Source organism: Streptomyces avicenniae (genome assembly GCF_000719135.1).
GTDB lineage: Bacteria > Actinomycetota > Actinomycetes > Streptomycetales > Streptomycetaceae > Streptomyces > Streptomyces avicenniae.
On sequence record NZ_JOEK01000009.1, the window covers coordinates 648,121 to 674,534 of the forward strand.

Consider the following 26,414-nt stretch of genomic DNA (forward strand, 5'->3'; position numbering starts at 1 on the left):
GGAGGGGTCTCCTTAGAGGGCGCGCAGGGCGCGGTCGAGCACGCGGGTGCCGAAGTGGAGGGCGTCCACCGGTACCCGTTCGTCCACGCCGTGGAACATCGCCTGGTAGTCGAAGCCTTCCGGCATCCGCAGGGGCATGAAGCCGTAGCCCTTGATGCCGAGGCGGGAGAACTGCTTGGCGTCCGTGCCGCCCGACATGCAGTACGGGATGACGTGCGCGCCGGGGTCGAAGTGCCGCAGGGCCTCGGCGAGGACGGCGAACGTCGGCCCGTCCACGGGGGCTTCGAGGGGGATCTCGTGGTGCAGGTAGGACCACGAGACGTCGGGGCCGGTCAGCGCGTCCATCGTGGCGGTGAACTCGTCGTCCCAGCCGGGGAGTACGCGGCCGTCCACGTGCGCCGTGGCGCTGCCCGGGATGACGTTCACCTTGTAACCGGCGCTGAGCATCGTGGGGTTGGCGCTGTTGCGCAGGGTGGGGGTGACGAGGGCGGCGGCCGGGCCGATGGCGGCGACGAGGTCGTCGAGCGTACGGGCCAGGGCGGCGGTGTCCTGCTGGTCGAGGTCGGGCAGCGGCACGCCGTGGAGGGCGGCCAGTTCGGTGAGGGCGGCCCTGACGGTGGCGGTGAGGCGCGGCGGCCAGGTGTGCTCGCCGATGCGCTGGACGGCGGCGGCGAGGCGCGTGACAGCGTTCTCGCGGTTGACGCGGGAGCCGTGCCCGGCGCGGCCGGTGGCGGTGAGGGAGAGCCAGGCCGTGCCGCGTTCTCCGGCGGCGACGGGGTAGATGCGGCGGCCGTCCCCGGGGTGGAAGGTGTACGCGCCGGACTCGCCGATGGCCTCGGTGCAGCCGTCGAACAGGTCGCGGTGCTCGCTCACGAGGTAGCCGGAGCCGTAGTCGGCGGTGTCCTCCTCGTCGGCGGTGAAGGCGAGGACGATGTCGCGGCGCGGCCTGACACCGGCGCGGGCCCAGGCGCGGACGACGGCGAGGACCATGGCGTCGGCGTCCTTCATGTCCACGGCGCCCCGGCCCCAGACGACGCCGTCGCGCACCTCGCCGGCGAACGGCGGCACGCTCCACTCCGACGCGTCGGCGGGCACGACGTCCAGATGGCCGTGGACGAGGAGGGCGTCGGCGCCCGGGTCGCTGCCCGCCACGCGGGCGACGACGTTGGTGCGTCCCGGCGCCTTCTCCAGCAGCCGCGGGCTGAGCCCGGCCTCGGCGAGGCGTGCGGCGACGTACTCGGCGGCGGGCCGCTCACCGCCGTCACCCCCGCCCCGGTTGGTGGTGTCGAGGCGGATGAGATCGGCGGTGAAGCGGACCGCCTCCTCAAGCGCCGTGCCGTCGATGTGCTGCTCAGCCATACCATTCCTCCACCGCGGCGGACACCACGGTCGTGACCGCCTTGAAACACCTGATTCCGTCGTACATCGTCGCCGCGCGGTACGCCACGCGGCGGGGGCCCGTCTGCTCGACGCCGGGGACCACAGTGGCGGAGCCCGCGAGGTGTTCGGCGTCGAACTCGATCTCGACGAGGCGCTCGCGCGGCGGCGGCGGGGCGTGGCGCGTGGCGAGCGCGACGGCCTTCGCGGCGGCGGCGCGGATGTCCGCGGCGGTGCGGGCCGGGGTGCGGCAGACGGCCGCGTAGCGCGAGACGTAGTCCTTGACGGCGACGCCGACCGCGTCGGGGGCCCAGCGGCGGGCGTCGTCGCAGGTGCGGTCGTCGCCGGTGACGAGGATCACCGGGGTGCCGAACTCGGCGGCCACCAGGGCGTTCAGCAGGCCCTCGCTCGCGCGGGCGCCGTCCACGAAGACGCCGGTGAGGGAGTTGCCGAGGTAGGTGTGGGCGAGGACGCCCTCGTCGCCCGCGCCGGTGTGGTAGCCGACGAACGCGATGCCGTCCACGTCGCCGTGCTGGACGCCCTCCACCATGCTGAGGGCCTTGTGCCGCCCGGTGAGGAGCTGGGCGCGGTCGTCCAGCTGTTCGAGCAGCAGGTTGCGCATCGTCATGTGCGCCTCGTTGACGACGACCTCGGTGGCGCCGCCGTCGTGGAACCCGGCGACGGCGGCGTTCACGTCCGAGGTGAACAGCGGGCGGCAGCGCTGCCACTCGGGCGTGCCCGGCAGGCAGTCGGCGGGCCAGGTGACGCCGGTGGCCCCCTCCATGTCGGCCGAGACAAGGATCTTCGTCATGCCGCGTCACGTTACCGGCCGTCACCGGTGATCAGCCAGATCAGGGGCGGTGCGGCAGGTCCTGTTCGCACCAGACGGTGGTGCCGTGGTCGGTGTGCCCGCTGCCCCAGCTGCGCGCCAGGCGGCTGACGACCTGGAGGCCGCGGCCTGACTCGTCCGTCGGTGACGGGTCGAGCAGGAGGGGGCGCTCGTGTCCGTCGTCGGTGACCTCGCACAGCAGCGTGTCGGCGCGGACGAGGCGCAGCTCGACGGGGCCGCGGCGCGCGTGGCTCAGGGCGTTGGTGACCAGCTCGCTGACCAGGAGCGTCGCGGTGTCGGCGACGGCTTCAAGGCCCCAGTCGCGCAGCTGCATGCGGACGAGGCTCCGCGCGTGGGGCACGTAGGAGGCGTCGAGCCCGAGGCGCCAGAACGCCGTGTCGCGCGGGGCGACGCGGCCGAGGCGCGCGGTGAGGAGCGTCGTCCCGGCGTCGCGTGCTCCGGCCGGGGTGACGGCGGCCAGGGCGCGGGCGACGGCGTCGCACAGGTCGTCGGCCGGGTCCTGGCCGCGGACGGCGGCGTCGCACAGGGCGGCGAGGCGGACGCCCGGGTGTCGGCCGCGTACCTCGGCGAGGCCGTCCGTGCACAGGACGAGGCGGTCACCGGCGGTGACGGGAACGGTCACGGTGGTGAAGGGGACGCCGCCGACGCCGACCGGGGCGCCCACGGGCAGGTCGAGCGCGCGGGCGGCGCCGTGCGCCGGGATGAGGACGGGCGGGAGGTGACCGGCCGTGGCGACGCGCAGCTCGGAGCGGATCGGGTCGTGGACGGCGAACAGGCAGGTGGCGAGGGGGAGGCCGCCGAGCCGGTGGACGAGGTCGTCGAGGCTGCGCAGCAGGTGTGCGGGGTCGGGCTCCTGGGCGGCGAGGGTCTGGACGACGGTGCGTAAGCGGTGCGCGGGGGCGTGCCCGAGGGCGCGTCCGGCGACGAGGGCCGTGCGGCAGCCGGGCAGACGGATGGCGTCGGACCAGTCGGCCGTGGCGCCGCCGATGCGGGCGCCGGGCAGGAGACGGCTGGCCGTCTCGCAGGCGAACAGGGGCGCGGGAGGCGGGCCGGGGGGTTCCGCGTGGAGGGCGCGCAGGCGGGCGTTGTCGAGGAGGGGCCCGGCGCGGTCGGCGATGTCGGCGGCGGCCGTGAGGTCGGCGCGGGTGAAGCCGGGGCGCTCGGGGTGGCGGAGCAGCACGAGGAAGCCGAAGACGGAGCGTCCCGCCATGAGCGGCACGGTGAGCAGCGAGCGGCGGGTGAGCGGCGGCATGGCGTCGCGCGCGCCGAGCGGGGCGGCGACGGCGCGTGCGTCGGCCTCGGTGAGGCGTGGCACGAGGACGGGCCGCCCGGTCGTCACGCATTCGGCGAACGGTGTCCCGGCGGGCAGGGCCGTGGGGCGGTCGGCGCGCCCGGCGGCGCGTACGCCGTCGTGGGAGTGGGCGAGGGCGACGCGGAGCCAGCGCGTCGTGGCGTCGGTCGGTCCGGCGGGGAACGGGGCGCCGGTGACGGCCTGTTCGCGCAGATACGTTCCGGCGATGTCGGCGAAGCGGGGCACGAGGGAGCGGCCGAGTGCCTCGACGGCGCCCGCGAGGTCGGTGCCCGCACCGCCGCCTATCGCGCGGAGCAGGTCGAGCAGTTCGGGCGGCGCGAGCGGCGCGGCGGGCGGCGGCGGCGCCTCGGGGGCGGGGGTATCGGCGGCGGGATCGGGGTCGGGGGCGGCCGTGCCCCAGTCGGGGGTGACGGGCTCCCAGCGCGCCTCGTCGCGGAGTTCGAGGTACGGGTAGCCGTACGCGACGACCTGCCGCGCGATGTGTCCGGCGTCCTCCTCGCGCATCCCGAGGAGCAGCCCGGCGAGGCTGCCGTGCAGGCGTGCCGGGTCGTCCGGGGGGCCGTCGTGCGCCCCGAGCGCGGGGGCGAACGCGTCGCGGCCGGTGCGGCGGACGGCGGCGCTGTCCACGGCGAGGAGGAGCACGCGGGCGGTGCCGGGCCCGCGCAGGGGGTACGCCCACCACAGCAGGTCGCGGCGGTACGGCCGCGCGCCGCTGCCCCGGGTGGAGAACATGCCCGCCGTGGCGGCGGCGAAGGTCGTCATGTCCGTGCCGAAGATGGTCTCGCGGCGGTGTGCCGGGTCCAGCGGCCCGCCGTCGTCGGGGACGGCCGTGTGCGCGGGGCCGCTGTCCCTGACGGACGCGACGGGCATGACGTCCACGGCCCGGCGGCCGACGGCCGCCGCGCGCGGCACGTCGAAGAGCCCGGCCGCGCCGGTGTTCCAGTGGGCGATGACGGCGGCGCCGTCGAGGACGACCACGGCGACGGGGATGCCGTCGCCCGGTGTGTCCCCGGCACGGGGGCGGCGCGGGTGCGGAGGGTCCTGTTCGGCGGCCACCGGCTTCTCCTTCGAAGCGGAAAACGGTCGCGGGCGCGCTCCCGGCCCCGAGGCGCGGCCGGGAGGGGGGTCCCGGGTCAGACGGCCGCCATGTGGGCGGCCAGGTTGTCGAGGACGCGGTCGTGGGCGGCGCCGAGGGAGCGCGGCGCGAAGGTCCGTTCGAAGAAGCCGCCGATGCCTCCGGCGCCCTCCCAGGTGGTGCGCAGCGTCACGCGGGCGCGCTTGTCGCCGATGCGTTCGACGGTGAACTCGGTGACGAGCGTGGAGTTGCGGTCGGTCTCGACGATGCGGCCCTCGCCCGGCTCGCTGATCTCCAGCACGCAGTCGCGCACGCGCTTGGAGGTGGCGTGGAACCGCAGGCGCACCACGGTGCCCGCGCCGTCGCCGCCCTCCTCGACGGCGTAGTCCGTGTACTGCTCGGGCAGCAGCTTGGGGTGGACGTCGCGGTAGTCGGCGAGCGCGTCCAGGACGTCCTCGTGGTCCGCCGGGATCTCTCGCTGCCTGACGACCTCGATCTGCGCCACGCCTGCTCCTGCCGTCGTACGGGATGTGGCGGTCAGCCAACCATCCGTGCACGGCGATACCCAAATCCGCAGGCCCCGGCGCGGGTTGACGTCCGGCCCGACGGCCGCCGCGTTCGAATCCCGTGTCGAACGGGGGCACGCCCCGGCGTATCGGCTTGACACCCGAGATTCGAACATGTGTCCTAGATGCAGACAAACGAATACCTGTTCGAATCGTGCGTCGGTGGAGAACCGGCGGTGAGGAGGCCCGCGATGCGCTGGAACAACCTGGGCGACGACACCCCCGCCGCCCCGCCCGCCCTGTTCGGGACCGACGTCGTCACCACGACGATCGACACCCCCGAGTTCCGCGGCATCACGTTCCACGAGGTGCGCGCGCGGTCGATCATCAACCGGGTCCCCGGCGCGTCACGCATGCCGTTCGTCTGGACGGTGAACCCCTACCGGGGCTGCTCGCACGCCTGTGTGTACTGCTTCGCGCGCAAGACCCACAGTTACCTGGACCTCGACACCGGCGCGGACTTCGACTCGCAGATCATCGTCAAGGTCAACGCGCCGCAGCTCCTCGCCCGCGAACTGGCGGGCCGCCGGTGGCAGGGCGAGCACATCGCGATGGGCACCAACGTGGACCCGTACCAGCGTGCGGAGGGCCGCTACCGGCTCATGCCGGGCATCATCGCCGCGCTGCGCGACCACGCCAACCCGTTCTCCGTCCTCACCAAGGGGACGCTGATCCTGCGCGACCTGGAGCTGCTGCGCCAGGCGGCGGACGTCACGGACGTCGGCGTGTCCGTCTCGGTCGGGTTCACGGACCGCGAGCTGTGGCGCACCGTCGAGCCCGGCACCCCGGCGCCCGACCGGCGGCTCGGCGTCGTCCGGGCCCTGAGCGACATCGGCATCCCCTGCGGCGTCCTGATGGCGCCGATCCTGCCGTACCTGACCGACTCCCCCGCCCAGCTCCGCGAGACGGTCCGCGCGATCGCGGCGGCCGGGGCGTCGTCCGTGACGCCGCTCGTCCTGCACCTGCGGCCCGGCGCGCGCGAGTGGTACATGGCCTGGCTCGCGCGGCACCGCTCCGACCTGGTGCGGCGCTACGAGGTGATGTACGCGGGCGGCGCCTACGCGCCCAAGTGGTACCAGCGGCGCGTCACGCGGGAGGTCCACGAGCTGGCGACCGCGTACGGCATAGGCCCGGCCAGGCGGGGCGACCACCGGGCAGTGCCGCAGCCCGCGCCCCGGCAGGAGCCGGGCACGCAGCTGACGCTGCTGTGAGGGGCCCGCTCAGCCGCCGCCGGGGGGCGGCCCCGCGAGGACGATGCCGTTGCCGTCCGGGTCGTCGAGGGTGAGGAACCGGCCCCAGGGGGCGTCCTGCGGCCCCTCGACGGCGACCCCGGCGGCACGCAGCCGCGCCGCGTCCGCCTCCACGTCGCCCGTCCGCAGGACCAGCCCCTTCAGGCTGCCGGGCGGCATGGTCGGGAACCAGGTGACGAGCGTGATGCCCGTCGGTGAGCCGGGCGGCGCGACCTCGACCCAGCGGCGGCCGGGCTCCATCGGGTTGTCCCGCACCAGGCGGAGGCCGAGGACGTCCACGTAGAAGCTCTTGGCCCGCTCCTGGTCGGAGACCGGCACGGAGACGATCTGGATGCTGTCGATGCCCATGTACCGCATCGTCGCGCAGGGCGCCGGGGACCGCCTCCCGTCCGGACACGCGTGACGGCCCCGAGGCGTGGGACACCCGGGGCCGTCGGCTCGTGGGACGCGTGGATCAGGCGCTGAGCAGCCGCTCCATCGTGTCGCGGTAGTCCAGCATGATCACGCGCCACTTCTCCGTGTCGAGACCGTCGGCGTCGTGGTGCGCGCCGTCGCCGTTCCCGTTGCCGCCGTTGCCGTTCCCGTCCCAGGTCGTCCGCATCGCGCGGCGGCGCTCGTCCAGCGAGGCGGCGATCCGGGCGACGGCCGCTTCGAGCACCGTGTCCGCCTCGGCGACGGACTGCTTCGGGCTGTCAACGAACGCCCCGACCGCGTGCTGGAGTTCGGCCCGCAGCCGCGCCGCCTCCGGGGCGGGGATCAGCCCGTCGGCGAGCTCGCCCGCCAGGAACTGGCCGTCCCCGTAGGTGCTCCCGCCCTCGGGCGGGGTGTCGCCGAACCTGCCGTCGCCGAAGCCGTCCGCGCCCTGCGGCGCGTAGGGCGTGTCGCCGTAGACCGGGGCGGTCTCGGTGGCAGGGCCTGTCGTCGTGTACGTGGTGTCCCGCGCGCCCTCGGCGCCCTTGTTCCTGTCGTTGTCCTCCGGCTTGTGCATCACGCACCACCCTTCGTCGCTGTACCGGCCGCGCCGCCCTGCGGCGCGGTGCCGGCGGTCCGCTGGTGTGCGGCGCCCCGGCCCGTCCGGTCGGTCCTGCTGCGCACGATCGTGGCCATGCGCCGGCCCTTGTGGTGCTGCTCGTCCGCCGCCTGGGCGTTCAGCAGGTCGTTGAACAGGTCACGCGCCCGGACGAGGCCCTCCCGCAGCTCCTCCGTCACCGTGCCGTCCGCCGGTTCACGCCCGGCGAGGGCGTGCACCGTGCGGTAGCCCTCGACCTGCCGCGGGTGGTGCACGGACAGTGCGGCCACCTGGTCGTCGTACGCGTGCGAGGGGTAGCCCCGGTCATGGATGAGCTGGGTGAGGAGGTGGTCGGCCTCGGCGACCGCGCCCGAGGGGGACTCGACGAACTTCTCCTGCACACGCGCCCAGCGCAGCCGGTACCGTTCGCGGTCCTCCGCGGACAGCGCCCGCTGGCGCAGTCCGCCGTGCTCCTTGAGCCGGGCGGCCAGTTCCTTCCGCGCGGCCTTGGTGTCGCCGTGGTGGCGGGCGACCGCCCGGTCGTACTCGGGCCCGAATCGACGTTGCAGTCTCCCCGTGCCCGCGGGCCCCGCAGACGGCGCCAGGACGAGCGCCAGCAGTGCGAGGACGACCACGGCCAGGATGATGATCACTACTGTGGACATGACTTCCCTTTCGCAGGATCCTCTTGCGCGAGGTTGTCGTCACCCTCCGGTTACCCGAGCGCGGTCTCCCAAACGTGTCATTCGGCGGCCCTGTTGACGGGATGCGCCGTCGATCCCCCGGCGCGCGGCGCCCGTTGTCCCCCGCACCCCGCCGACCGGCGCCGGGCCCCGGCGCGCAGGGCGCACAATGCACTGGTGACCATCTCGTCCCAGGACCGGCCCGCCTCCGGGCGAGGGCGTGTCGTGTCCGACATCCTGCTCGCCCTCGCGCTGTGCGTGTTCGAGGCGCTGGCCCTCGTGTTCGCCGTCTTCCTCCTACTGGTGGACAACTGGGGCGAGGCGGCGGACGACGGCCCGGCCATCACGTTGTTCGCCGTGGCCGCCGCGCTGGCCGGTGGCTGCTCCGCGCTCCTGCTGCGGGCCCGCAGGCCGGTCTCGGGGGTGACGCAGGGGCTGGTCGCGGTGGGGCTGGCCTGCCTGGCGCTCGTCGGCCTGACCGCCTGACGGCGGCCGGTTCCGGCGGACGGCCGCGCGGCCGTCCGCCGGAGCGCGCCTCACTGGATCAGTTCGAGGTGCGGATGGTCGGGGGACACCGGGCAGGCGTACAGCTGGAGGTCGTAGCCCCGGGCGAGGTCGAGCATGGCCGGGTTCCGCGCCGGGGGCTCGGTGAGGGACGCCAAGGACTCGGCCCGGTCCTCCTCGGGTATCCAGCTCTCCGTGCCGGAGCTCCATTCGCGCGAGGCGAGGGTCAGCAGCGCGTCCATCTCGGTGCCGCACGCGGCGCAGAGCCGGGGTTGGGGGTCGGTGAGGGCCCAGCGGGTCCATCCGCCGACCTTCCAGCCGGGAGCGACGGACAACGTGCCCGTGTAGAGATCGACGTAGAACCCCTTCGACCAGGGCGGGTCTGAGCCGACCACCGCACCCCCGACCGTCCGCCACGTGCTCCGGTCCTCAAGCCGCCTGCGCGACTCCTTGCCCAGCTCGGCCAGGCTCGGGTACTCGGTCGTCCGCTCAGGCGCGAGCAGGCACGGCTCGGGCAGGTAGCCGGGGAACTGGATGACAGGCGGCTCGGGCGGCGCGGCGAGGATGTCGGTGACCGTGGCGGCGGACCGCCAGAACAGCGCGGTCCCGGGCGGCTCCGAGTGGTCGAAGGGGCACGACAGGACCTGGAGCACGTCCGCCCCCGACCCGCCGGGCACGCGCAGGCCGGGCACGTCGCGTACGTACAACTGCGCCACGGGCAGCAGGGGCACGGGGCCCTCGGGCCATGCGGGACGGGCGTCGGCCCGCTTCCCGAACGCGTGCTTGTCCGGCGTGTGCAAGGACGTGTCGGCTGTCTCGTGCGCCCCGCCCGCCGCTGCCGACAGGCCGCGCCGCCGCAACCGTTCGTCCCGCAGTGCGACGGGGTCGTTCACCCCGTCCCACACGTGCGGCCCCTCGCAGTGCGGCCACGGCTCGTCGGCGGGCCACAGCAGCGGCCCACCGATGGAACTGTCGTGCGGTGAAGGGACTCCGGGGCGGGGGTGAAGCCGCGTCGCCGTGCGTGCCAGCGGGGCCAGTTCAGGGACGACGGCGGTGACGTCCAGCGGCCTCGGCGGCGTGGTGCGGGCACGGAGCACGGCGGCGATGCCCCCCACCCGCCCGGCGCAGGCCGACCGGATCTCGTCCAGCAGTTCGGGGTGGTGCTCGCCGTAGGTGTGCAGTGCGTGCCACACCGCGTCGAGCGCCGCTATGAGCGGGTCGGGCCCGGCGGCGGCGAGCACGGCGGGGAGGGCGAAGTGCGGCTGTGAGATCCGACCGGGGATCTGCGGCGGGGCGGTGGGACACACGACCTCGACGTAGGCGTGCCCTCGGGCCGCCGACGGTGGGGGAACGTAGGGCGGGCGCTCGGGAGGTATCGCCGCGAGCACGGGCCTTCCCGGCGCGGGAGGGTCGGAGCGCAGCGTCGCCCACATCAGGGTCGTGTCGTCGAAGGGCGGCGGCAGCGGGCGTCCGCCCGCCAGTTCGGTGAGCGCCCGGGCGGCCCAGGGCACGGCGGCCAGGCCGGACACCTCGCAGGCCCGGCGCGCGGCCAGGAGCGCCACCGCGCGCTGGACCTCGGGCCCCACGGCGTCGAGGACGTGCACCAGGTCGCTGTCGAACTGGAGCAGACCGAGGACGTTGCTCTTCCTGGCACCGCGCAGCCGCTCGCTCGGCAGCCGTCCGCCCCACTCCCACTTCTCGTGGTGGAGCCGTCGCTCCTCGGCGGCGCGTTCGGCCCGCTCCTCGGCGGCCCGCGCGAACACCTCGCGGGTGGCGCGCGCGGCCTCGGCGAGCTGCTCGGGCGTCCGCGTCGTCGCGCGCGCGTAATCGTGCATGCCCTGGGCGGCCCACGTGGTCCGGCGTATCACCCGGTCGGGGGCGGGTGGGGCGGGCCAGAACTGGAGGAGATAGCTGTGCAGGTCCGCCTTCTCGGCGCTCCCGGAGGGGAGTTCCGCCGCCTCGTCCATCCCCCGGGCGCAGTACCGGACCCGGTAGTCGGTCCGTGCGAGACCCAGGTCCCACGCCGCCTCGCCGTCCCCCTGCACCAGCCGCGTGCGCCCCGACGCGGGACGGAAGGACGCCTCGACCACGTCCTCCCAGACCTCGTCCAGCGCGGGGGCTTCGTCGTGGACCTCCACGACGAGGCCGACGTCGCCCGCGTACAGGCCGACGGACAGGAGGATGGCGCCCGGGACCGCGACCCCGCACAACCCCACGTTCTGGCTTGCGAACGCCGCGGACAGCCCCGGTCTGACGCCGCCAGGATCGCTCTCGACGTAGAGCGCGCGGTCGTCCGCACGCACCTCTCCCGCGATTGGTCTGCGCATGGCAGGCCCCCTCCCTCAGGACGGCCTCGGAAGCCAGGTCGGGCAGGCCGTCACGTACCCCGATCATGCCGCAGGCCACTGACAACACCGACATGTCGGGCCGCTCCGGGGCGCGATGGCCGCGTCCGGAGGGGCGGCGCGCGACGAGATCGCGCGCGGCGGGACGAGGCGTCCGACGAGCCGTTGCCTCTTCGCAGTCGCACTGCCCCCGGCCCGTCGCCCCGCCTACGTACCGGGAGGCGCCGACGACGCCTGGGGGGCGGCGGGCGTGTCCGGCGCGAGCCTCTCGGCCGCCGCTTCGAGCCGCCGCAGCAGCGGCGCCAGGCGCTCCCCGTCCAGGCCGAGGACGCGCGCCACGTCCCCCAGGTCGCCGCGCACGTCGTGCACGTGCCGCGGCAGGCGTGCGGCGTCCAACAGCCGGTCGAGGGCGGCACCGGCGGCCGTCCACTCGCCGCGCGCGCAGTGGACGACGAGCAGTTCCCCCCAGGCGTCCGGCTCCCCGGCGGCGCCCGCGTCCCCCGCCGTCCCGGCCGCGCACAGCGCCGTCAGCCGCTCGTCGGCGGCGTCGGCCTCCACGGCCTCGCCCTCACCGGCCCTGCGCAGCGCGATCACGAGGCCGAGGACGGCCAGGGCGCGTCCCGGGTGCCGCTCCACGTTCTCCCGGCACGCGGCGACGGCCTCCGGATGCCTGCCGAGGGCCCCGAGCGCCATGCCCAGGTGACCGAGCGCCCAGGCGACGTCGCCACCGCCCACAGCCGCGGACCGGTCGAACGCCTCGACGGCCTCCTCGTCCCGGCCCAGGCAGTGCAGCACGTAGCCCCGGTCGGCGTGGTGACCGGCGTGGCCCGGGGCGAGGCCGACGGCGCGGTCCAGGTCGGCGAGCGCGGCGCCGAGGTCGCCGCGCAGGCGGTGGATCTCGCCGCGCTGCGCGAACGCCCAGGCGTAGTCGGGCCGGATGGCGAGGGCGCGGTCGAGGTCGGCCAAGGCCGCCGCGTAGCGCCCCAGTTCGGTGGCGAGGCGGCCACGGTCGGCGTGGGCCCAGGCGTACTCCGGGTCCAGCTCGACGGCCCGCGCGTAGTCGGCGTACGCCGACGCCCAGTGCCCGAGGTACGTCCTGACGCGGGCGCGCTCGCCGAACGCCCAGGCGTACTCGGGCTCGTGCCGGATGGCGCGGTCGAGGTCGGCGAGGGCCGCCGCGTGGTCGCCACGGGCGCTGTGCACGCGGCTGCGCTCGCCGAACGCCCAGCTGTAGTCGGGCTGGATGGCGATGGCGCGGTCGAGGTCGGCCAGGGCCCGCGTGTCGTCGCCGAGGGAGCGGTGCGAGCGGCTGCGTTCCGCGTACGCCCAGGCGTAGCCGGGGTCAAGCTCGACGGCCCTGGTGTGGTCGGCGACGGCCTCCGCGTAGTGGCCGAGGCAGCGGTGGGCCTGGCCGCGTTCGGCGACGGCCCAGGCGTCGCGCGGGTCGAGGGTGACGGCGCGGTCCAGGTCGGCGAGCGCCTCCTCGAACCGGCTGAGGTAGACGAGGAGATGGCCGCGGCGGGCGTACACCGTGGCGTCGTCGCGGCCCAGGGCCATGGCGCGCTCGACGTCGGCGTGGGCCTCGCTGTAGTCGCCGAGCGCGAGCCGGGTCGCGCTCGACCCGAGCCAGGCGCGCGCCAGTCCTGGATCGAGCGTGAGCGCCGCGCTGTGGTCGGCGAGCGCGCGCCCGAGGTCGCGGGCGAAGCGGTACGCGTCGCCGCGCACGGTGTGGGTGAGCGCGCGGCCCGTGGCGTCGAGGCCTGGCGCGTCGAGGAGGAGGGTGAGGGCGGCGGCCGTGCCGCTCTCCTGCCCGGCGGCGCGGGCGAGGCGGCGGGCCCAGCCGCCGATGGGCGCCGAGTCGGTGTCGGCGGCGGCCCAGCCGAGCATCTCGACCCAGCGGTGCAGCGTGGAGGGGCCGTGGTCGCAGGCGAGGACGGTCTCCAGCAGCGCTCCGGGGAGGGCGCGCGGCGGGTCGGCGCAGAGCTGGTGGTAGGTCTCGTTGAGCCGGTGGCCGCGCCAGTCGGGGTCGGCCCAGCGCTCCTCGGGGTCGGGGACGCGCTCCTCCAGTTCCTCGCGGCGGCGGCGGAACTCGTCGGCCAGCAGGGTGTGTCCGCGCCGCCACCGCTCGGGCGAGCGGACGCGCTGGAGCCGCAGCATCGGGGCGCGGACGACGTCGTGGTAGCGGTGGCGGCCCGCGCGGTCGCTGACGAACGGCAGGGCCCGCAGCCACGCGTACTCCCCCGGCCCCGCGCCGGGCACGAGCGTGCGGTGGACGTCCTCGTCGAGGTCGCGGGAGAGCGCGCAGGCGAGGACGGCGGCGCGCCGGTCGAGGTCGGGCTCCCACTTGAGGAAGCGCTCCACCGCCGTCTCGGAGGGGTCGGCGACGGCCTCGGGCCCGGCCGGGCGGGTCTGGGCCAGCATGTCGAGGAGGACGGGCAGCCTGCCGGACAGCCGTAACACGGCCTCGACGGTGCGCTGTTCGGTGACGCCCTTGGCGGTGAGGAGGGTGCGCGCCTCCTCCTCGGTGAAGACGTCGAGCGGCGTCGCGGCGATCTGGTCGAGCCAGTCGCCCCAGCAGGCGGTGGCGAGACGGCCCTGTCCCGACAGGACGACCAGGACGTTGAGCGGCACGTCGCCGAAGCCGTCGCCGAGCAGCAGGTCGCGCAGCCAGACGTCGAGGACGGGCCCGGTGCGCTCGTACGTGTCGAAGAACAGCACGATCCAGCGGTGCTGCGCGGCGACCTCGCCGAGGTCGGCGGCGAACACGGGCGTGAGGACGGGGACGGGCGTCATGACGAGTTGCACGTCCTCGTGGTCGCGCAGCCGTGAGCTGAGCTGGGCGCGCAGCCGGTCGAGGCCCTGGGCGACCTGCTGCGGATCGACCGCGGCCGTGAGCGCGCCGACGCCGGGGAGGAAGGACGCGGCGCCGAGGCCGAGTTGCGCGGCGAGCCCGGCGCCGGGGGACGCGTCGGCGGGCGCGGGCCCGGCGGGGGCCGGGGCGGCGGCCTCGTGGCGGCGCTGCCGGTAGACGGCGAGGCGCTTCTCGAACGTCTTCAGCCGCCGGTCCTTGGCGGCGAGTTGGTGCGCGATGCTCTCCATCGCCTCGACCGGGCTGTGCACGTCGTCGCCGATGTAGGCGGTGACGGCGTCGTGTTCGCGGGCCAGCTTCTCCCACTGGCGGACCAGCGACGTCTTGCCGACGCCCGCGTGCCCGTGCACGTGGAAGAGGAACTGGTAGTCGGGATCGGCGACGTCGCGCGTCAGGTTGTCGCGGAACACGGCGAGTTCGCCGCGCCGCCCGACGAATCCGGCCTCCCGCCGCTGCCGGATGAGGTCCTGCCGCGACAGACGACGCGCCGTCATCTCACCACCCCCGGCCGCACATTATGGCGCAACGGCCTCCCGGTCCCGGCCGGGGAGCGAGGTGTGCGCGGCGACGGCCTCGGCGAGCGCGTCCAGCCCGCGCCGCACGAGCGGGTGCTGACGGCTCCCGCGCCGGACGCAGGTGAGGAGGCGCCGGGAGAGCGGCGGGCCGCCCGTGACGGGCACCCGGACGACGGCGGGTTCCGCGGGCGGCGTGACCAGGCGCGGGAACAGCGTGACGCCGAGGCCGTGGCCGACGAGCGCCGCCATGGCCGACCACTCCTGCACGTGGTGCGCGACGCGCGGGCTGAAGCCCGCCATGCCGCAGAAGACGGAGACCCGCCGGTGGTGGTCGCAGCTGTCGGGGAAGGGCAGGACCCAGTCGTGGTCCGCCGTCTCCTCAAGGCGGACGTCGGCGCGCCCGGCGAGGGGGTGCCCGGCGGGGACCAGGAGGTCGAGGGGCTCCTCCACCAGCGACTCCTGGTCGAAGCGGGAGTCCCCCGGGTGGGGGAAGCCGTCGGGGGGCGCGAGGACGGCGATGTCGGCGTCGGTGGACATCAGCATGTCGAAGCCCTGGGGCGCCTCGCACTGGGCGATCTCGACGGTGAGCCCGGGGTGGCGGGCGCGCAGGATCGCGGTGGCGGGGGCGAGGAGGCTGGTCACGGCGCTGGGGAAGGCGCACATCCGCAGCAGCCCGGCCTCACCCGCGCGGTAGGACTCAAGGGCGGACTCGGCCTCCTCCCAGCGGGCCATGAGGGCGTCGCCGTGCTGGACGACGAGGTGCGCGGCGCCCGTCAGCCGTATGCCGCGCCCCTGCGGTTCGACGAGGGGGACCTTCAGTTCGCGCGCCATCTCGCGCAGGTGGTGGGAGACGGCGGAGGGCGTGAGGTGGAGGGCCGCCGCGGCGGCGGTGACCGTGCCGTGCTGGTGGACGGCGCGCAGGACGTGCAGGCGACGCGGATCAATCATGCAGCCATACTGCACGGTCGGGTACGAAAACATGCAATGGACGTGAACGGTCGGCTGTTCAAGACTGGTCGCATGTCCCTCATCGACCACACACCGCTGACCGACCGACCGGCCGCCCCCTCGGCGGGGAACGGCCCCGCCGAGCTGTCCCGGCACACGACCGCCGAGGGCACCACCGTCTGGCTGCGCTGCTCCTGCGGGCGGCTGCGCATGGTGTTCACCCCAGAATCGCCGCTCGGCACACCGCTGTTCGCGGGCGGCCGGACGGCGGGCTGCCCCGACTGCGGGTGAGCCCCGGCCCGTTCAGGCCCGGCTCAGTCCGGCAGGGCGAGCAGCGCGGGCAGTTCGCCCAGGCCCGTGATCCGGCGGAGCGGCACGGACCCCGCGCCGGTCAGGCCGCCGCTCCCCCGCCGGTCGAGCCATATCCCGCGCAGCCCCGCCGCATCGGCGCCCTCGGCGTCGAGATCGGGACGGTCGCCGACGTACGCCACCTCGCGCGGCGCCAGCCGCAGCGCCGCGCACACCGCGTGGAACGCCTCGGGCGCGGGCTTGGCGTGGCCCAGCTCGTCGGAGCAGAGCAGCACCTCGAAGCGCTCCCGCACACCGAGGGCCGTCAGCTTGCGGTGCTGCGCCGCCACGCCCGAGTTGGACAGCAGGCCGTGCCGGTACGCGGGCGTCAGCGCGTCGAGCGCGGGCAGCACGTCGGGGAACAGCGCCCAGGCGCCCTCGTAGTGGCGGCGGTACCCCTCGAACCAGGCGTCGGCCGCGGCGTCGTCCAGCTCACGGTCCAGGAAGTCCCGCACGCGCTCGCGCCGTTGCCCGGCGAACGTCAGCTCGCGGCTGGTGAAGCGGCGGTAGTGGACGTCCGTCGCCTCCTCCCAGCGCGCCAGCGCGGCCTCGTGCGACGGGAAACGGCGCAGCAGCCCCGTCTCGCCGAAGTACGCCAGCGCCCCCGTGCGCGCCGCGCCCGAGTGGTCGAAAACGGTGTCGTCGATGTCCCACACAACAGCCCGGATCGCCATGTCCCGGACCGTAGCATCGGCCCGTGCGCATCCTGACCTGGAACCTGTGGTGGCGCTTCGGCCCCTGGGAGCGGCGGCACGACGCCGTCCTCGCGTGGCTGCGCCGGGAGCGGCCCGACGTCTGCGGCCTCCAGGAGGTGTGGGCGGCGGGCGACGCGAACCTGGCGGCCCGGCTGGCGGACGAGCTGGGCATGCACTGGGCGTTCACGCCGGGCGAGGTGATGCCGCACTGGCGGGAACGCGGGCCGACTCCCGCGCTGCGCACCGGCGTCGGGGTGGCCGTGCTGAGCCGCTGGCCGATCGCGGCGACGGCGGTGGCGCGCCTGCCCACGGGCGAGGGGCCCGAGCGGCTGCGGCCCGCGCTGTTCGCGCTGCTCGACGCGGGCCCCTACCGCGTGCCGTTCTTCACGACGCACCTGCACTCCTCGGGCGACGGCTCGGCCGTGCGGCAGGCGCAGGCCGCCGCGCTCGCGCGCTTCGTGGCGCACCGGCGCGGCGACGGTGCGTTCCCGCCCGTCGTCACCGGCGACCTCAACGCCGAGCCCGACACGCCCGAGGTGCGGCTGCTCGGCACGGCGGCCGGGCTCGTGGACGCGTGGACGCACGCCGCGCCGGGCGACCCCGGCGCGACGCGGCTGGCGCGCAACCCGTACCGGCCGGGCCCGGGCGTGCGGGACGGGCGGATCGACTACATCCACACCGGCACGCCGCAGGCCGGAGGCCCCGGGCGCGTGACGGCCGTGCGGCGCACGGGCGACGGGCCGGTGGGCGGCGTGTGGCCCTCGGACCACGCGGCGGTCGTGGCGGACCTCACCGACTGACGGCCGGGCCCGCGGCCCGTCACAGCGGCGCGGCGTACGGCCCGTCAGGACGCTCCATGCGCTGCGCCAGGACCGCGCGCGACCGCTCGACGACGTCCTCGGCGGGCAGCCGCCGGAAACCGTCCGCCGTGACGAGGGTGACGAGCGGGTGCGCACGCCGCACCGGGTCGGGGCCGCCCGTCGCCGAGTCCTCGTCCGCCGCGTCCCACAGCGCCTGGAGGGCGACCGTGACGGCCTCGTCCTCCGCCAGTCCTGGCCGGTACAGCTTCTTCAACGCGCCGCGCGCGAACAGCGACCCCGACCCGGTGGACGCGTAACCGTGCTCCTCGGTGCAGCCGCCCGCCATGTCGTAGGAGAAGAGGCGCCCGCGCCCCGCCGCCACGTCCCAGCCCACGAACAGCGGGATCACGGCGAGGCCCTGCATGGCGAGGCCGAGGTTGCCGCGGATCATCGTGCTCAGCCGGTTGGCCTTGCCCGACAGGGAGAGGGGGACGCCCTCGACCTTCTCGTAGTGCTCAAGCTCCAGTTGGAAGAGCCGCACCATCTCGACGGCGGGGCCGACCGTGCCGGAGATGCCGACGGCGGAGAACTCGTCGGCGGGGAAGACCTTCTCCGCGTCGTGGTGCGCGATCATGTTGCCCGCCGTGATGCGGCGGTCCCCGGCGAGCAGGACGCCGTCCTCGTACGCGGCGGCGACGATGGTCGTGCCGTGCGGGACGGCCCCCGCGTCCCGCACCACGGGCACGGGGCGGGCGCCCGGCAGCAGCGCCGGGGCGTGGTCGGACAGGAAGTCGAGGAACGAGGACGACCCGGGGGCCAGGAAGGCCGGGGGCAGTTCTCCCAGGCCGGAGACATCGGCGGACACGGTTCTCCCCTTTCCGTAGCGCGGACGCCCGACGATCTTCGCCCATCCACGGCTCCCGGGGAAACCCCGCCGCGCGCCCGGGGACCCCGCCCGCCGCCAGGAAACGGATGGCCGCCCGCGTGAGCGCTCGCTACGTTACGTCATGTGGATTACTTCATAAGGGAGTTGACGGAGGCCGACGCCGAGGGTGTCGCACGGGTGCGCGTCGCGGGCTGGCGGTACGCGTACCGGGGCATCATGCCGCAGTCCCACCTGGACGCGCTCGACCCCGCCGCGTTCGCCGCCCGGCTGCGCGCCGGGCTCCCCCGCCCGGACGGCCGGGCCGACCTCGTCGCCGACGCGGGCGCCGCGGGAGTCATCGGCTGGGCCGCCCTCGGCCCCTACCGGCCCGACCCACGCCTCGACCCGCCGGACGAGGACCCCTGCGGCGAGCTGTACGCCCTGTACGTGCGGCCCGACGTCGTCGGCACGGGCCTGGGCCGCGCCCTCACCGACACCGCCCTGCGCCTGCTGGACGGCCTGGGCCACCGGCGCGTCCGCGTCTGGGCCGTGGCGGACAACGCCCGCGCCCGCCGCTTCTACGAGCGCGCCGGGTTCGGGGCCGAGCCAGTCACGCGCACCGAGGACGTCGGCGGGCGGCCCGTCGCGGAGGTCCGCCACACGCGGCCGTGACGGCCCCGCCGGGCCCGCCGGGGCGGCGCGGAACGCACGCGCACCCCGGCCTGGCCATGGAGTACGTTCAGTTCATGGCTCTTCCCGTGAAGCCCGCCCGTCAGCCGAGCACGCCCCAGCGCCTCAAGGTGCGGCGGCGGCTCGCCGACGCCGCCATGGAACTCTTCGCGACGAAGGGCTACGAGGCGACCACGGTGGACGAGATCGCCGCGACCGCAGGAGTGGCGCGCAGGACGTTCTTCCGGCACTTCCGCTCCAAGGAAGAGGCCATCTTCCCCGACCACGACGACACCCTGGTCCGCGCCGAGACCGTCCTCGGCGCCGCGCCCGCGCACGAGCACCCGATCGACACCGTGTGCCGCGGCATCAAAGAGGTCATGAAGATGTACGCCGCCTCCCCCGCCGTGTCGGTGCAGCGCTACCGGCTCACGCGCGAGGTACCGGCGCTGCGCGAGCGGGAGATCGCCTCCGTCGCCCGGTACGAGCGGCTGTTCACGCGCTACCTGCTCAGCCAGTTCGACGAGAACTCCCACAACGGCGACGAGCCGCTGCTCGCCGAGGTCGCCGCCGCCGCCGTCGTGACGGCCCACAACCACGTGCTGCGCCGCTGGCTGCGCAGGGACGGCGAGGGCGACGTCGAGGCCGAGCTGGACCACGCGTTCGCCATCGTGCGCCGCACCTTCGCGTCCCTGCCGGTGATCGCGGCGGCGGGCGGCCACCCGCCGGTCGCCGCCTCGACGCAGGGCGAGGTCCTGGTCACGGTCGCGCGCACGGACGCGCCGCTGAGCGAGGTCATGCGCACGATCGAACGGGCGCTCGCCGGTCCGGGACGCGGCCCCGCGCGCCCCTGAGCCGTCTCGTCGGCCCCCGAGCACCGTCCCGCACCCCCACCGGAGGTCCCGCACGTGACCGCGTACCGCCCGCAGCGCCCCCAGCGCCCGCGCCGCTCCAGCCTGGCCGTGCCGGGCAGCAGCCAGCGGTTCATCGACAAGGCGAGGACGCTCCCCGCCGACCTGGTCTTCCTCGACCTGGAGGACGCCTGCGCGCCCTCGGCGAAGGAGGAGGCACGGCACCGGGTCGTCGCCGCGCTCAACGAGGGCAGCTGGGACGGCAGGACGCGCGTGGTCCGGGTCAACGACTGGACGACCGAGTGGACCTACCGCGACGTGATCACCGTCGTCGAGGGCGCGGGCGCCGAACTCGACTGCCTGCTGCTGCCGAAGGTCGCCGACGCGCAGCAGGTGCGGGCCCTCGACCTGCTGCTGACCCAGGTCGAGCGCGCGAACGGGCTCGACGTGGGGCGCATCGGCATCGAGGCGCAGATCGAGAGCGCCGAGGGCCTGGTGAACGTGGACGCGATCGCGGGCGCGTCACCGCGTCTGGAGACGCTGGTCCTCGGGCCCGCCGACCTCATGGCCTCCCTCAACATGAAGTCGCTCACCGTCGGCAAACAGCCGCCTGGTTACCCTGCGGACGCGTACCACTACATCCTGATGCGCATCCTGCTCGCCGCGCGCACGCACGGCCTCCAGGCCATCGACGGCCCGTACCTGCTCATCCGCGACGCCGAGGGCTTCGACGAGGTGGCGCGGCGGGCGGCGGCGCTGGGCTTCGACGGCAAGTGGGTGCTGCACCCGGACCAGATCGCGGCGTGCAACGCGATCTTCTCGCCCGCGCAGGAGGACTACGACCACGCCGAACTCGTCCTCGACGCCTACGCGTACGCCACCTCGGAGGCGGGCGGCGCCAGGGGCGCGGCGATGCTGGGCGACGAGATGATCGACGAGGCGAGCCGGAAGATGGCGCTCGTCGTCGCGGGCAAGGGGCGTGCCGCCGGGCTGCGGCGCACGTCCGCCTTCACCCCGCCCGCCTGACACGCCCCACGCGCCCCGCAGGCCCGCCCCGGAACGGTCCCGGCGCAGGTCACGGCGGGGGCGCGGGCCCCGGCGCCCGAATGCGCGGCGGCAGCGGCGACTTCCGGCCAGAGAAATGTCTCGCAAAATCTCGGGCACACGTTCTTTGCCCTGCACGGGAAGTCACCGGCGACCGGCGCGCCGAAAACCTCCCGGTCGCAGACCCGGACGGGTGTTACGGAACGCGCCCGCGCCCCCTCCGGCCAATTGCCGGGAAATGCGCGGTCACGGCCCTCTCGCACGGACGGCCACGCGCGCGCCGTGTGACGGCCTCGTGAAGTCCCGTGCCCCCGGGCGGAGATGAGGACGGGAGGGAAAACGCCTGTTCCACGCCGCGCGCGGGCGTGATCTCCCCCACGAAGGACCCGGGCGGACGGGACATCCGGCCGCGACCGGCCCGCTGGCTTGCCGAGTTACCGCCCGGGACCTATAGCATCGAACCAGCCGCGCCACTTCGGAAAGGCGTGGTTTCCCCGCTACGAAGGTCTCGCATGCCTTACCGCTCTTCTCCCCAACCAGGTCGCTCCGTGCGACTGGCGCGCGGTGCGTCCCCGTGGCTGCTGCCCACCGTGGCAGCGGCGGGCGTCAGCCTGGTGAAGGCCCGCCGTTCCGGCCGGTGGGCCGCGGCGGCCGTGCCGGTCACCGCGCTGGCCGCCGGAATGCTGTGGTTCTTCCGCGACCCGGAGCGGGAGATCGGCGAGGGACGGGTCATCTGTCCCGCGGACGGTGTGGTGCAGAGCATCATGCCGTGGCCCGACGGCAGGACGCGGGTGGCGATCTTCATGAGCCCGCTGAACGTCCACGTGAACCGCGCGCCGGTCGCCGGGACCGTGAAGTCCGTCGAGCACATCCCGGGCGGCTACGTCCCGGCGTTCGACAAGGAGAGCGAGAACAACGAACGCGTGGTCTGGCGTTTCGACAGCGAGCTGGGCGACCTGGAGATGATCCAGATCGCGGGCGCCGTCGCGCGGCGGATCGTGCCGTACGTGCCGCAGGGCTGCAAGGTCGAGCAGGGCGACCGCGTGGGGCTGATCCGTTTCGGGTCACGCGTGGACGTCTACCTGCCCGAGGGGATCGATCCCGCCGTCGAGGTGGGCCAGCACACCATCGCGGGAGTGACACGTCTTGACCGTGACTGACCGGAACGCCCCGGCGCGCTGGACGGCCGTCGAGGACGACGAGGACACCGACGACGGGCTGCCGCTGTCCATGCGGCTGTCGATAGCGGACACGCTCACCCTGTCCAACGCCACCTGCGGTTTTCTGGCGGTCTACTTCACGACCACGGGTGTGCTGATCCCGCACCTCACCAACAGCGGGGACGCGGGCGTCGTCCGGAACAACGCGGCGACCGCCGTCCTGCTCATGCTCCTCGCCTCGGTCTTCGACCTGTGCGACGGCCTGGTCGCGCGCAAGCTGCGCGCCTCGCCGATGGGCGCCGAGCTGGACAACCTGTCCGACCTGATCAGCTTCGGTCTCGCCCCGGCCTACTTCGTGCTGGTGTGGGGCATGGTCGTCGGCGACATCCACGAACCGCTGTCGGCGCTCGCGGCGACGGTGGTGCTGCTCGCGGTGGTGCTGCGGCTGGCCAGATTCAGCTGCGTGACCATGCCGGACGGCGTGTTCCAGGGCATGCCGAGCCCCTTCGGGGCGCTGACCGTCGTCTCCATCGTGCTGCTGGAACTGCCGTTCACGCCGACGCTGCTGGCCATCGTCGGGGTCGCCTGGCTGATGGTGAGCCGCGTCGAGTACCCGAAGCCGCGCGGCCCGCTGGCCGCCGCGATGCTGGCGTGGATCGTGCTGAGCATGGCGCTGCTCACGGGCTGGGCGTTCGACGCACCGGGCGGCCTGCTCATGCTCCAGACCGGCTGCGCGCTCCAGCTGGTGCTGGGCGCCGTGATCCCCCTGTTCGCGATGGCGCGCCGCGTGTACGCGTTCCGGGACAACCGCCGCGAGGCGCGCGCCGGAATCGAGCCCTGACCGCCGGGCGTTACGGGCCACTGTCGGTGGCCCGTAGCACAATGGCGCGCATGCAGCTCACCAAGAAGGGCCACGCCTGCGTCCGGCTCACCAAGGACGGGCGCACGCTCGTCATCGACCCGGGCGGCTTCAGCGAGCCGGACGCGGCGGTGGGCGCCGACGCCGTGCTCGTCACGCACGAGCATCCCGACCATTTCGACGAGGGCCGCCTGCGGGCCGCCCTGGACGCGTCGCCCGGCGCGGAGATCTGGAGCCCGCTCAGCGTCGCCGACCAGATCTCCGCCGCCTTCCCCGGCCGTGTCCACACCGTGGGCGACGGCGACACGTTCGAGGCCGCCGGATTCGCCGTCGAGGCGCACGGCACGTGGCACGCGGTCATCCACCCCGATCTGCCGCGCGTGACCAACGTCGGCTACGTCGTGGACGGCGAGGTGTTCCACCCCGGGGACGCGCTGACCGTCCCCGAGCGCCCGGTGCGGACCCTCCTGCTGCCGGTCCACGCGCCGTGGAACAAGGTCGCCGACGTCGTGGACTACCTGCGGGCCGTGGGGCCCGAGCAGGCGTACGCCGTCCACGACAGCCTGCTCAGCGACACCGGCCTCGGCCTGTACCGCAGGCTGCTGGGCCCGGACGGCATCGGTGTCGGGAAGGCCGCGTACGACCGGCTCGCCCCCGGCGCGTCCGTCACCGTCTGAGCAGCAGCCCGCCCCCGCCCGCCCGTCCCCGCCGTCCGGAAGTACTGCCATGCGTATCGCCACCTGGAACGTCAACTCCGTCACCGTCCGCCTGGAGCGCCTGCTGGCCTGGCTGGAGAGCAGCGGCACCGACGTGCTGTGCCTCCAGGAGCTGAAGTGCGACCTGGACGCCTTCCCCGCCGAGGCGCTGCGCGCGGCCGGGTACGAGGCGGCCGTGCACGCCGACGGGCGGTGGAACGGCGTCGCCGTCCTCTCGCGCGTCGGCCTGGACGACGTCACGCACGGCCTGCCGGGCTGCCCCGAGTACGACGGGGTGGCCGAGCGGCGCGCGGTCGCCGCGACGTGCGGGGGCGTGCGGGTGTGGTCCGTCTACGTGCCGAACGGGCGCGAGGTGGGGCATCCGCACTACACGTACAAGCTGGAGTGGCTGGGGGCGCTGCGGACCTCGGTCGCGGCGGACGCGGCCGGTGCCCGCCCGTTCGCGGTGCTCGGCGACTTCAACGTGGCGCCTGAGGACACCGACGTGTGGGACATCACGGTGTTCGAGGGCGCCACGCACGTGACGGAGGCGGAGCGCGCCGCCCTGGCCGCCCTGCGCGCCACCGGACTGACCGACGTGGTGCCGCGTCCGCTCAAGTACGACCGGCCGTTCACCTACTGGGACTACCGGCAACTGGGCTTCCCGAAGAACCGGGGCATGCGGATCGACCTCGTCTACGGGAACCAGGCGTTCGCCTCATCCGTCAAAGATGCGTACGTGGACCGTGAGGAGCGGAAGGGGAAGGGCGCGTCCGACCACGCGCCGGTGGTGATCGATCTGGACGTGTGAACGACCGGATCTGTGAACAAGTGGTGACGCGTGCCTGTGGTGCGGGTGACAGAAGGAGTGGGACCCTGGAAGGCATGAACATCCCTTTCCTGGACAACTGGCGCAAGCAGTCCACCACCACCGTGCGTGACGCCTGGCCGGACCCCGAAGGGGTGGCTGAGCTGCTGTCCGAGTGCGACCTGCTCCGCGACCGGGCGCTGCACGCCGGTGTGGTGCTGGGCGACACGCCCGTCTCCCTCGAAGCGCTGGACCAGTTGCTGCCGCGCTGGCGCGACGACCCCGAGGAGCTGCCCTGGCTCGCCAACGACGCCGGGCTCTACCTCGGGACGGTCCTGGTGCGGACGGTGCCCGGCGCCCGGTGGGTCCCGGGGCCGGGCGGCAGACCGATCGTGGTGATGGCGTCGGGCCGCGAGGTGGACGTCGTCGCCGCGGGCGAGGACTGGGCCGACACGGGCTCGCCCGAACTCTCCCAGGTCTACGCCGAGGTCGCGGGCGACTGAGCCCCCGCTCAGCGGCCGAAGGTGATCGCGTACTCAAGCCGCCAGCGGTCGCCGAGCAGCACGGTGTCGGACGTCTCGACGGGGCGCCCTTCCGCGTCGTAGTGGGTGCGCTCGACGGAGGTGACGCACTGCCCCGGCGTGCAGCCGAGCGCCTCGGCCTCCGGGGTGGTGGCGGGGCGCGAGCCGATCATCTCCTTGGCCTCGACGATCCGGATGCCGATGGCCGCGAACCGGCCGCGTACGCCCCGGCGCGCGTAGGGGCCGCGCTCGGGGAAGACGACGTCGGTGCCCTCGGTGAGGGCCAGCGGCTCCCAGCTGGTGGCGAGTTGCAGCGGGCGCCGGTCGGCCAGGTACTCGTAGGACGTGCGCATGACGCGCTCGCCCGCCGGTATGCGCAGCCGCTGGGCGATGGCGGCCGGGGCGACGGCGGTGGCCGAGTCGGCCTCCCACGCGAGCTGCGGCTCGTCGGCGGGGCCGCGCGCGGGGACGGTGACGCGGGCGGCCAGCGGCGAGTCCACGGTGTCGGTGGAGCGCAGCAGCGCCCCGATCGGCACCCGGTCGCTGACGAAGACCCCCCGGCCGAACTGGCCGCTCACGTACCCGGCCGACTTGAGCACCCGTACCGCGCGGTCCACCGTCTGGTCGCTCGCGCCGTAGGAGCGCTTCAGCTGCGCTCTCGACGGTATGCGCGCCCCGACCGCCAGCCTCCCCTCGTCGATCCGCTGCCGCAGATCGTCGGCGATGCGCTGGTACACGGGCCGGCTCTCACCCATCCCCTGAACTCCCTTCCGCGGGCGGCGTGCGTGCGCCCTGCGTCCCCGGAGCCAGATTACGTCACCGCGCGTCAGTTTTCCTCACTGGTCGTGAGCTTCGGTCGCGCGGTGGTGGCGCTGCGTGTGACGTCGGCGACCAGTTCGACCACATCCGGGCCGTAGGCCTGGGAGTTGACGACGCGCAGCAGCAGCACGAAGCTGCCGCCCGAGCCGTGCTTGCGCGCCAGCCGCACGTGGTGCCTGGCGAGGTAACGGACGGCGGCCTGCCCGGCTATGGAGCGCTGGCCGCAGGCGAGGAAGACGGGACGGCCCTCCTCGCCCGCCGTGAGCCGGGCCAGCAGGACGTGCTCGACCGAGCCGTTCTCCAGCCGGTAGCGCTCGCTGCCGACGGTGAACGCGCCACGGTCGGGGCCGGGTTCGCTGTCGGTGTTGACCCGCACGCCGGGCAGCAGACTGTGCAGGTGGGCGGCCATGCGCCGGTTGCTCATGGGCCCGCCGAGGCAGAACTCCGTGCGCTCGCCGAAGCCTTGGCGCGTGCTCTCGCCCGAGACCACCTCGGCCTTGGCGCCGCAGTTCTTCACGACGGCGGCCAGCTCCAGCAGGGCGAAGACGTCGTTCCTGGCGACGGCCCCGTCCGTGCCGGTGTCCCTGCTGACGACGAGCAGGCATTCGGAGTTGTCGGGGAGCCCGAAGAACCGCTGCTGCCTGCGCCTGGCCCGTGCGGTCAGCCGTGCGCGCACGGCCCAGCCCACGACGAACGCGGCCAGGGCGGCGACGGCGACGGCGGTCAGGAGGGTGAGCGCGTCCTCGTCCATGGGCGGGGACTCTACCGGCGCGCGCGCCGGGGGACGAGGGGCCGTGGGGAACGAGTACGCCGGGGGGCGGCCCCGGTACGCCCCCGTGTGCTCCGGGCGGACGCCGGGGGTCGGCGGGGCGGACACGGCCGCGACGCTCCGCCGATGCCCTTGCCACCGTGCGTGACGACTTCTAGCGTCGAGCCCGGAACGCGCCGGTCGCGGTGTGCGCGGCGGCGGCAGACGG

The 26,414-nt window shown here is 74.7% G+C and carries 26 protein-coding genes; 12 read left to right on the forward strand and 14 right to left on the reverse strand.

Features of this window, described 5'->3' with window-relative positions; genetic code table 11:
* Positions 1-12: 12 nt before the first annotated feature.
* The 4 genes from IF27_RS17915 to IF27_RS17930 form a co-directional block, all read right to left on the reverse strand.
* Complete coding sequence (locus IF27_RS17915; RefSeq protein WP_052850595.1) at positions 13-1,359, reverse strand: M20/M25/M40 family metallo-hydrolase; 1,347 nt, start codon at positions 1,357-1,359, stop codon at positions 13-15.
* On the reverse strand, positions 1,352-2,188 hold the full coding sequence (locus IF27_RS17920) for a M55 family metallopeptidase (RefSeq protein ID WP_052850596.1): 837 nt from the start codon (positions 2,186-2,188) through the stop codon (positions 1,352-1,354). Before IF27_RS17920 ends, IF27_RS17915 begins: the two co-directional genes overlap by 8 nt.
* A 40-nt stretch (positions 2,189-2,228) precedes the next feature.
* Positions 2,229-4,595 carry an ATP-binding SpoIIE family protein phosphatase gene (locus IF27_RS17925; protein ID WP_052850597.1) on the reverse strand — a complete coding sequence of 789 codons (2,367 nt, stop codon included), beginning with the start codon at positions 4,593-4,595 and terminating at the stop codon, positions 2,229-2,231.
* Positions 4,596-4,672: 77 nt separating this feature from the next.
* Positions 4,673-5,119: an SRPBCC family protein gene (locus tag IF27_RS17930; RefSeq protein ID WP_052850598.1), complete on the reverse strand. Its 447-nt coding sequence runs from the start codon at positions 5,117-5,119 to the stop codon at positions 4,673-4,675.
* Positions 5,120-5,371: 252 nt separating this feature from the next.
* On the opposite strand from IF27_RS17930, the gene IF27_RS17935 reads away from it, so the two are divergent.
* Entirely contained in the window at positions 5,372-6,391 is a 1,020-nt protein-coding gene (locus IF27_RS17935; RefSeq protein WP_052850599.1) for an Rv2578c family radical SAM protein, read from the forward strand.
* A gap of 9 nt (positions 6,392-6,400) precedes the next feature.
* Here the strand turns inward: IF27_RS17935 and IF27_RS17940 are convergent, their stop codons facing one another.
* The 3 genes from IF27_RS17940 to IF27_RS17950 form a co-directional block, all read right to left on the reverse strand.
* Positions 6,401-6,778: a VOC family protein gene (locus IF27_RS17940; protein ID WP_052850690.1), complete on the reverse strand. Its 378-nt coding sequence runs from the start codon at positions 6,776-6,778 to the stop codon at positions 6,401-6,403.
* Positions 6,779-6,884: 106 nt separating this feature from the next.
* Positions 6,885-7,418, reverse strand: coding sequence for a hypothetical protein (locus tag IF27_RS17945; RefSeq protein ID WP_052850600.1), 534 nt, complete (start codon positions 7,416-7,418; stop codon positions 6,885-6,887).
* Positions 7,418-8,104 carry a hypothetical protein gene (locus IF27_RS17950; protein ID WP_190233005.1) on the reverse strand — a complete coding sequence of 229 codons (687 nt, stop codon included), beginning with the start codon at positions 8,102-8,104 and terminating at the stop codon, positions 7,418-7,420. The genes IF27_RS17945 and IF27_RS17950 overlap by 1 nt, the downstream gene beginning before the upstream one ends.
* Before the next feature lie 195 nt (positions 8,105-8,299).
* Between IF27_RS17950 and IF27_RS17955 the strand changes: the two genes are divergently transcribed.
* Entirely contained in the window at positions 8,300-8,608 is a 309-nt protein-coding gene (locus IF27_RS17955; protein WP_190233006.1) for a hypothetical protein, read from the forward strand.
* Between the two features lie 50 nt (positions 8,609-8,658).
* On the opposite strand, the gene IF27_RS31960 is transcribed toward IF27_RS17955, so the two are convergent.
* From IF27_RS31960 to IF27_RS17975, 3 genes are all read right to left on the reverse strand, one after another.
* On the reverse strand, positions 8,659-10,953 hold the full coding sequence (locus IF27_RS31960) for a hypothetical protein (protein ID WP_338058211.1): 2,295 nt from the start codon (positions 10,951-10,953) through the stop codon (positions 8,659-8,661).
* Between the two features lie 225 nt (positions 10,954-11,178).
* Positions 11,179-14,334, reverse strand: a complete 3,156-nt coding sequence (locus IF27_RS17970; protein ID WP_052850603.1) for an ATP-binding protein — start codon at positions 14,332-14,334, stop codon at positions 11,179-11,181.
* A 21-nt stretch (positions 14,335-14,355) separates the two neighbouring features.
* A complete protein-coding gene (locus IF27_RS17975; protein ID WP_052850604.1) occupies positions 14,356-15,303 on the reverse strand; it encodes a LysR family transcriptional regulator in 948 nt (315 codons plus the stop codon).
* A 72-nt stretch (positions 15,304-15,375) separates the two neighbouring features.
* On the opposite strand from IF27_RS17975, the gene IF27_RS17980 reads away from it, so the two are divergent.
* A complete protein-coding gene (locus tag IF27_RS17980) occupies positions 15,376-15,594 on the forward strand; it encodes a hypothetical protein (protein ID WP_052850605.1) in 219 nt (72 codons plus the stop codon).
* Between the two features lie 23 nt (positions 15,595-15,617).
* On the opposite strand, the gene IF27_RS17985 is transcribed toward IF27_RS17980, so the two are convergent.
* Positions 15,618-16,325 carry an HAD family hydrolase gene (locus tag IF27_RS17985; protein ID WP_052850606.1) on the reverse strand — a complete coding sequence of 236 codons (708 nt, stop codon included), beginning with the start codon at positions 16,323-16,325 and terminating at the stop codon, positions 15,618-15,620.
* 23 nt (positions 16,326-16,348) lie between these two features.
* On the opposite strand from IF27_RS17985, the gene IF27_RS17990 reads away from it, so the two are divergent.
* Positions 16,349-17,146, forward strand: coding sequence for an endonuclease/exonuclease/phosphatase family protein (locus IF27_RS17990; protein ID WP_052850607.1), 798 nt, complete (start codon positions 16,349-16,351; stop codon positions 17,144-17,146).
* A gap of 19 nt (positions 17,147-17,165) precedes the next feature.
* On the opposite strand, the gene prcB is transcribed toward IF27_RS17990, so the two are convergent.
* The gene (gene prcB, locus IF27_RS17995) at positions 17,166-18,011 is read right to left on the reverse strand and encodes a proteasome subunit beta (RefSeq protein ID WP_052850608.1); all 846 of its coding nucleotides are present in this window, start codon (positions 18,009-18,011) and stop codon (positions 17,166-17,168) included.
* Positions 18,012-18,155: 144 nt separating this feature from the next.
* Between prcB and IF27_RS18000 the strand changes: the two genes are divergently transcribed.
* From IF27_RS18000 to IF27_RS18035, 8 genes are all read left to right on the forward strand, one after another.
* Positions 18,156-18,683 (forward strand): GNAT family N-acetyltransferase, encoded by a 528-nt coding sequence (locus tag IF27_RS18000; protein WP_223291093.1) that lies wholly within the window; start codon positions 18,156-18,158, stop codon positions 18,681-18,683.
* A gap of 74 nt (positions 18,684-18,757) precedes the next feature.
* The gene (locus IF27_RS18005; RefSeq protein ID WP_190233007.1) at positions 18,758-19,534 is read left to right on the forward strand and encodes a TetR family transcriptional regulator; all 777 of its coding nucleotides are present in this window, start codon (positions 18,758-18,760) and stop codon (positions 19,532-19,534) included.
* Between the two features lie 54 nt (positions 19,535-19,588).
* Positions 19,589-20,557, forward strand: coding sequence for an HpcH/HpaI aldolase/citrate lyase family protein (locus IF27_RS18010; protein ID WP_052850609.1), 969 nt, complete (start codon positions 19,589-19,591; stop codon positions 20,555-20,557).
* Between the two features lie 530 nt (positions 20,558-21,087).
* On the forward strand, positions 21,088-21,735 hold the full coding sequence (locus IF27_RS18015) for a phosphatidylserine decarboxylase (RefSeq protein ID WP_052850610.1): 648 nt from the start codon (positions 21,088-21,090) through the stop codon (positions 21,733-21,735).
* Between the two features lie 70 nt (positions 21,736-21,805).
* A complete protein-coding gene (gene pssA, locus IF27_RS18020) occupies positions 21,806-22,576 on the forward strand; it encodes a CDP-diacylglycerol--serine O-phosphatidyltransferase (RefSeq protein WP_223291098.1) in 771 nt (256 codons plus the stop codon).
* 50 nt (positions 22,577-22,626) lie between these two features.
* Positions 22,627-23,271: an MBL fold metallo-hydrolase gene (locus tag IF27_RS18025; protein ID WP_052850694.1), complete on the forward strand. Its 645-nt coding sequence runs from the start codon at positions 22,627-22,629 to the stop codon at positions 23,269-23,271.
* 49 nt (positions 23,272-23,320) lie between these two features.
* On the forward strand, positions 23,321-24,100 hold the full coding sequence (locus tag IF27_RS18030; RefSeq protein WP_052850612.1) for an exodeoxyribonuclease III: 780 nt from the start codon (positions 23,321-23,323) through the stop codon (positions 24,098-24,100).
* A gap of 74 nt (positions 24,101-24,174) precedes the next feature.
* Positions 24,175-24,600: a DUF6278 family protein gene (locus IF27_RS18035; RefSeq protein WP_052850613.1), complete on the forward strand. Its 426-nt coding sequence runs from the start codon at positions 24,175-24,177 to the stop codon at positions 24,598-24,600.
* Between the two features lie 8 nt (positions 24,601-24,608).
* Here the strand turns inward: IF27_RS18035 and IF27_RS18040 are convergent, their stop codons facing one another.
* Together IF27_RS18040 and IF27_RS18045 are read right to left on the reverse strand one after the other, a co-directional pair.
* Positions 24,609-25,373 carry a GntR family transcriptional regulator gene (locus IF27_RS18040; protein WP_052850614.1) on the reverse strand — a complete coding sequence of 255 codons (765 nt, stop codon included), beginning with the start codon at positions 25,371-25,373 and terminating at the stop codon, positions 24,609-24,611.
* 71 nt (positions 25,374-25,444) lie between these two features.
* Positions 25,445-26,188: a hypothetical protein gene (locus tag IF27_RS18045; RefSeq protein ID WP_052850615.1), complete on the reverse strand. Its 744-nt coding sequence runs from the start codon at positions 26,186-26,188 to the stop codon at positions 25,445-25,447.
* Between the last annotated feature and the right edge of the window lie 226 nt (positions 26,189-26,414).

Excerpts from the sequence above, each read along its gene's own strand:
- IF27_RS17915 (WP_052850595.1), bottom strand. The coding sequence starts at position 1,359 with ATGGCTGAGCAGCACATCGACGGCACGGCGCTTGAGGAGGCGGTCCGC.
- IF27_RS17945 (WP_052850600.1), bottom strand. The coding sequence starts at position 7,418 with ATGCACAAGCCGGAGGACAACGACAGGAACAAGGGCGCCGAGGGCGCG.
- IF27_RS18030 (WP_052850612.1), top strand. The coding sequence starts at position 23,321 with ATGCGTATCGCCACCTGGAACGTCAACTCCGTCACCGTCCGCCTGGAG.
- IF27_RS17950 (WP_190233005.1), bottom strand. The coding sequence starts at position 8,104 with ATGTCCACAGTAGTGATCATCATCCTGGCCGTGGTCGTCCTCGCACTG.
- IF27_RS17935 (WP_052850599.1), top strand. The coding sequence starts at position 5,372 with ATGCGCTGGAACAACCTGGGCGACGACACCCCCGCCGCCCCGCCCGCC.
- IF27_RS18040 (WP_052850614.1), bottom strand. The coding sequence starts at position 25,373 with ATGGGTGAGAGCCGGCCCGTGTACCAGCGCATCGCCGACGATCTGCGG.
- pssA (WP_223291098.1), top strand. The coding sequence starts at position 21,806 with ATGCGGCTGTCGATAGCGGACACGCTCACCCTGTCCAACGCCACCTGC.
- IF27_RS17940 (WP_052850690.1), bottom strand. The coding sequence starts at position 6,778 with ATGGGCATCGACAGCATCCAGATCGTCTCCGTGCCGGTCTCCGACCAG.
- IF27_RS18015 (WP_052850610.1), top strand. The coding sequence starts at position 21,088 with ATGCCTTACCGCTCTTCTCCCCAACCAGGTCGCTCCGTGCGACTGGCG.
- IF27_RS17970 (WP_052850603.1), bottom strand. The coding sequence starts at position 14,334 with ATGACGGCGCGTCGTCTGTCGCGGCAGGACCTCATCCGGCAGCGGCGG.
- IF27_RS17975 (WP_052850604.1), bottom strand. The coding sequence starts at position 15,303 with ATGATTGATCCGCGTCGCCTGCACGTCCTGCGCGCCGTCCACCAGCAC.
- IF27_RS18045 (WP_052850615.1), bottom strand. The coding sequence starts at position 26,188 with ATGGACGAGGACGCGCTCACCCTCCTGACCGCCGTCGCCGTCGCCGCC.
- IF27_RS17985 (WP_052850606.1), bottom strand. The coding sequence starts at position 16,325 with ATGGCGATCCGGGCTGTTGTGTGGGACATCGACGACACCGTTTTCGAC.
- IF27_RS18005 (WP_190233007.1), top strand. The coding sequence starts at position 18,758 with ATGGCTCTTCCCGTGAAGCCCGCCCGTCAGCCGAGCACGCCCCAGCGC.
- IF27_RS17920 (WP_052850596.1), bottom strand. The coding sequence starts at position 2,188 with ATGACGAAGATCCTTGTCTCGGCCGACATGGAGGGGGCCACCGGCGTC.
- IF27_RS17980 (WP_052850605.1), top strand. The coding sequence starts at position 15,376 with ATGTCCCTCATCGACCACACACCGCTGACCGACCGACCGGCCGCCCCC.
- IF27_RS31960 (WP_338058211.1), bottom strand. The coding sequence starts at position 10,953 with ATGCGCAGACCAATCGCGGGAGAGGTGCGTGCGGACGACCGCGCGCTC.
- IF27_RS18025 (WP_052850694.1), top strand. The coding sequence starts at position 22,627 with ATGCAGCTCACCAAGAAGGGCCACGCCTGCGTCCGGCTCACCAAGGAC.
- IF27_RS18035 (WP_052850613.1), top strand. The coding sequence starts at position 24,175 with ATGAACATCCCTTTCCTGGACAACTGGCGCAAGCAGTCCACCACCACC.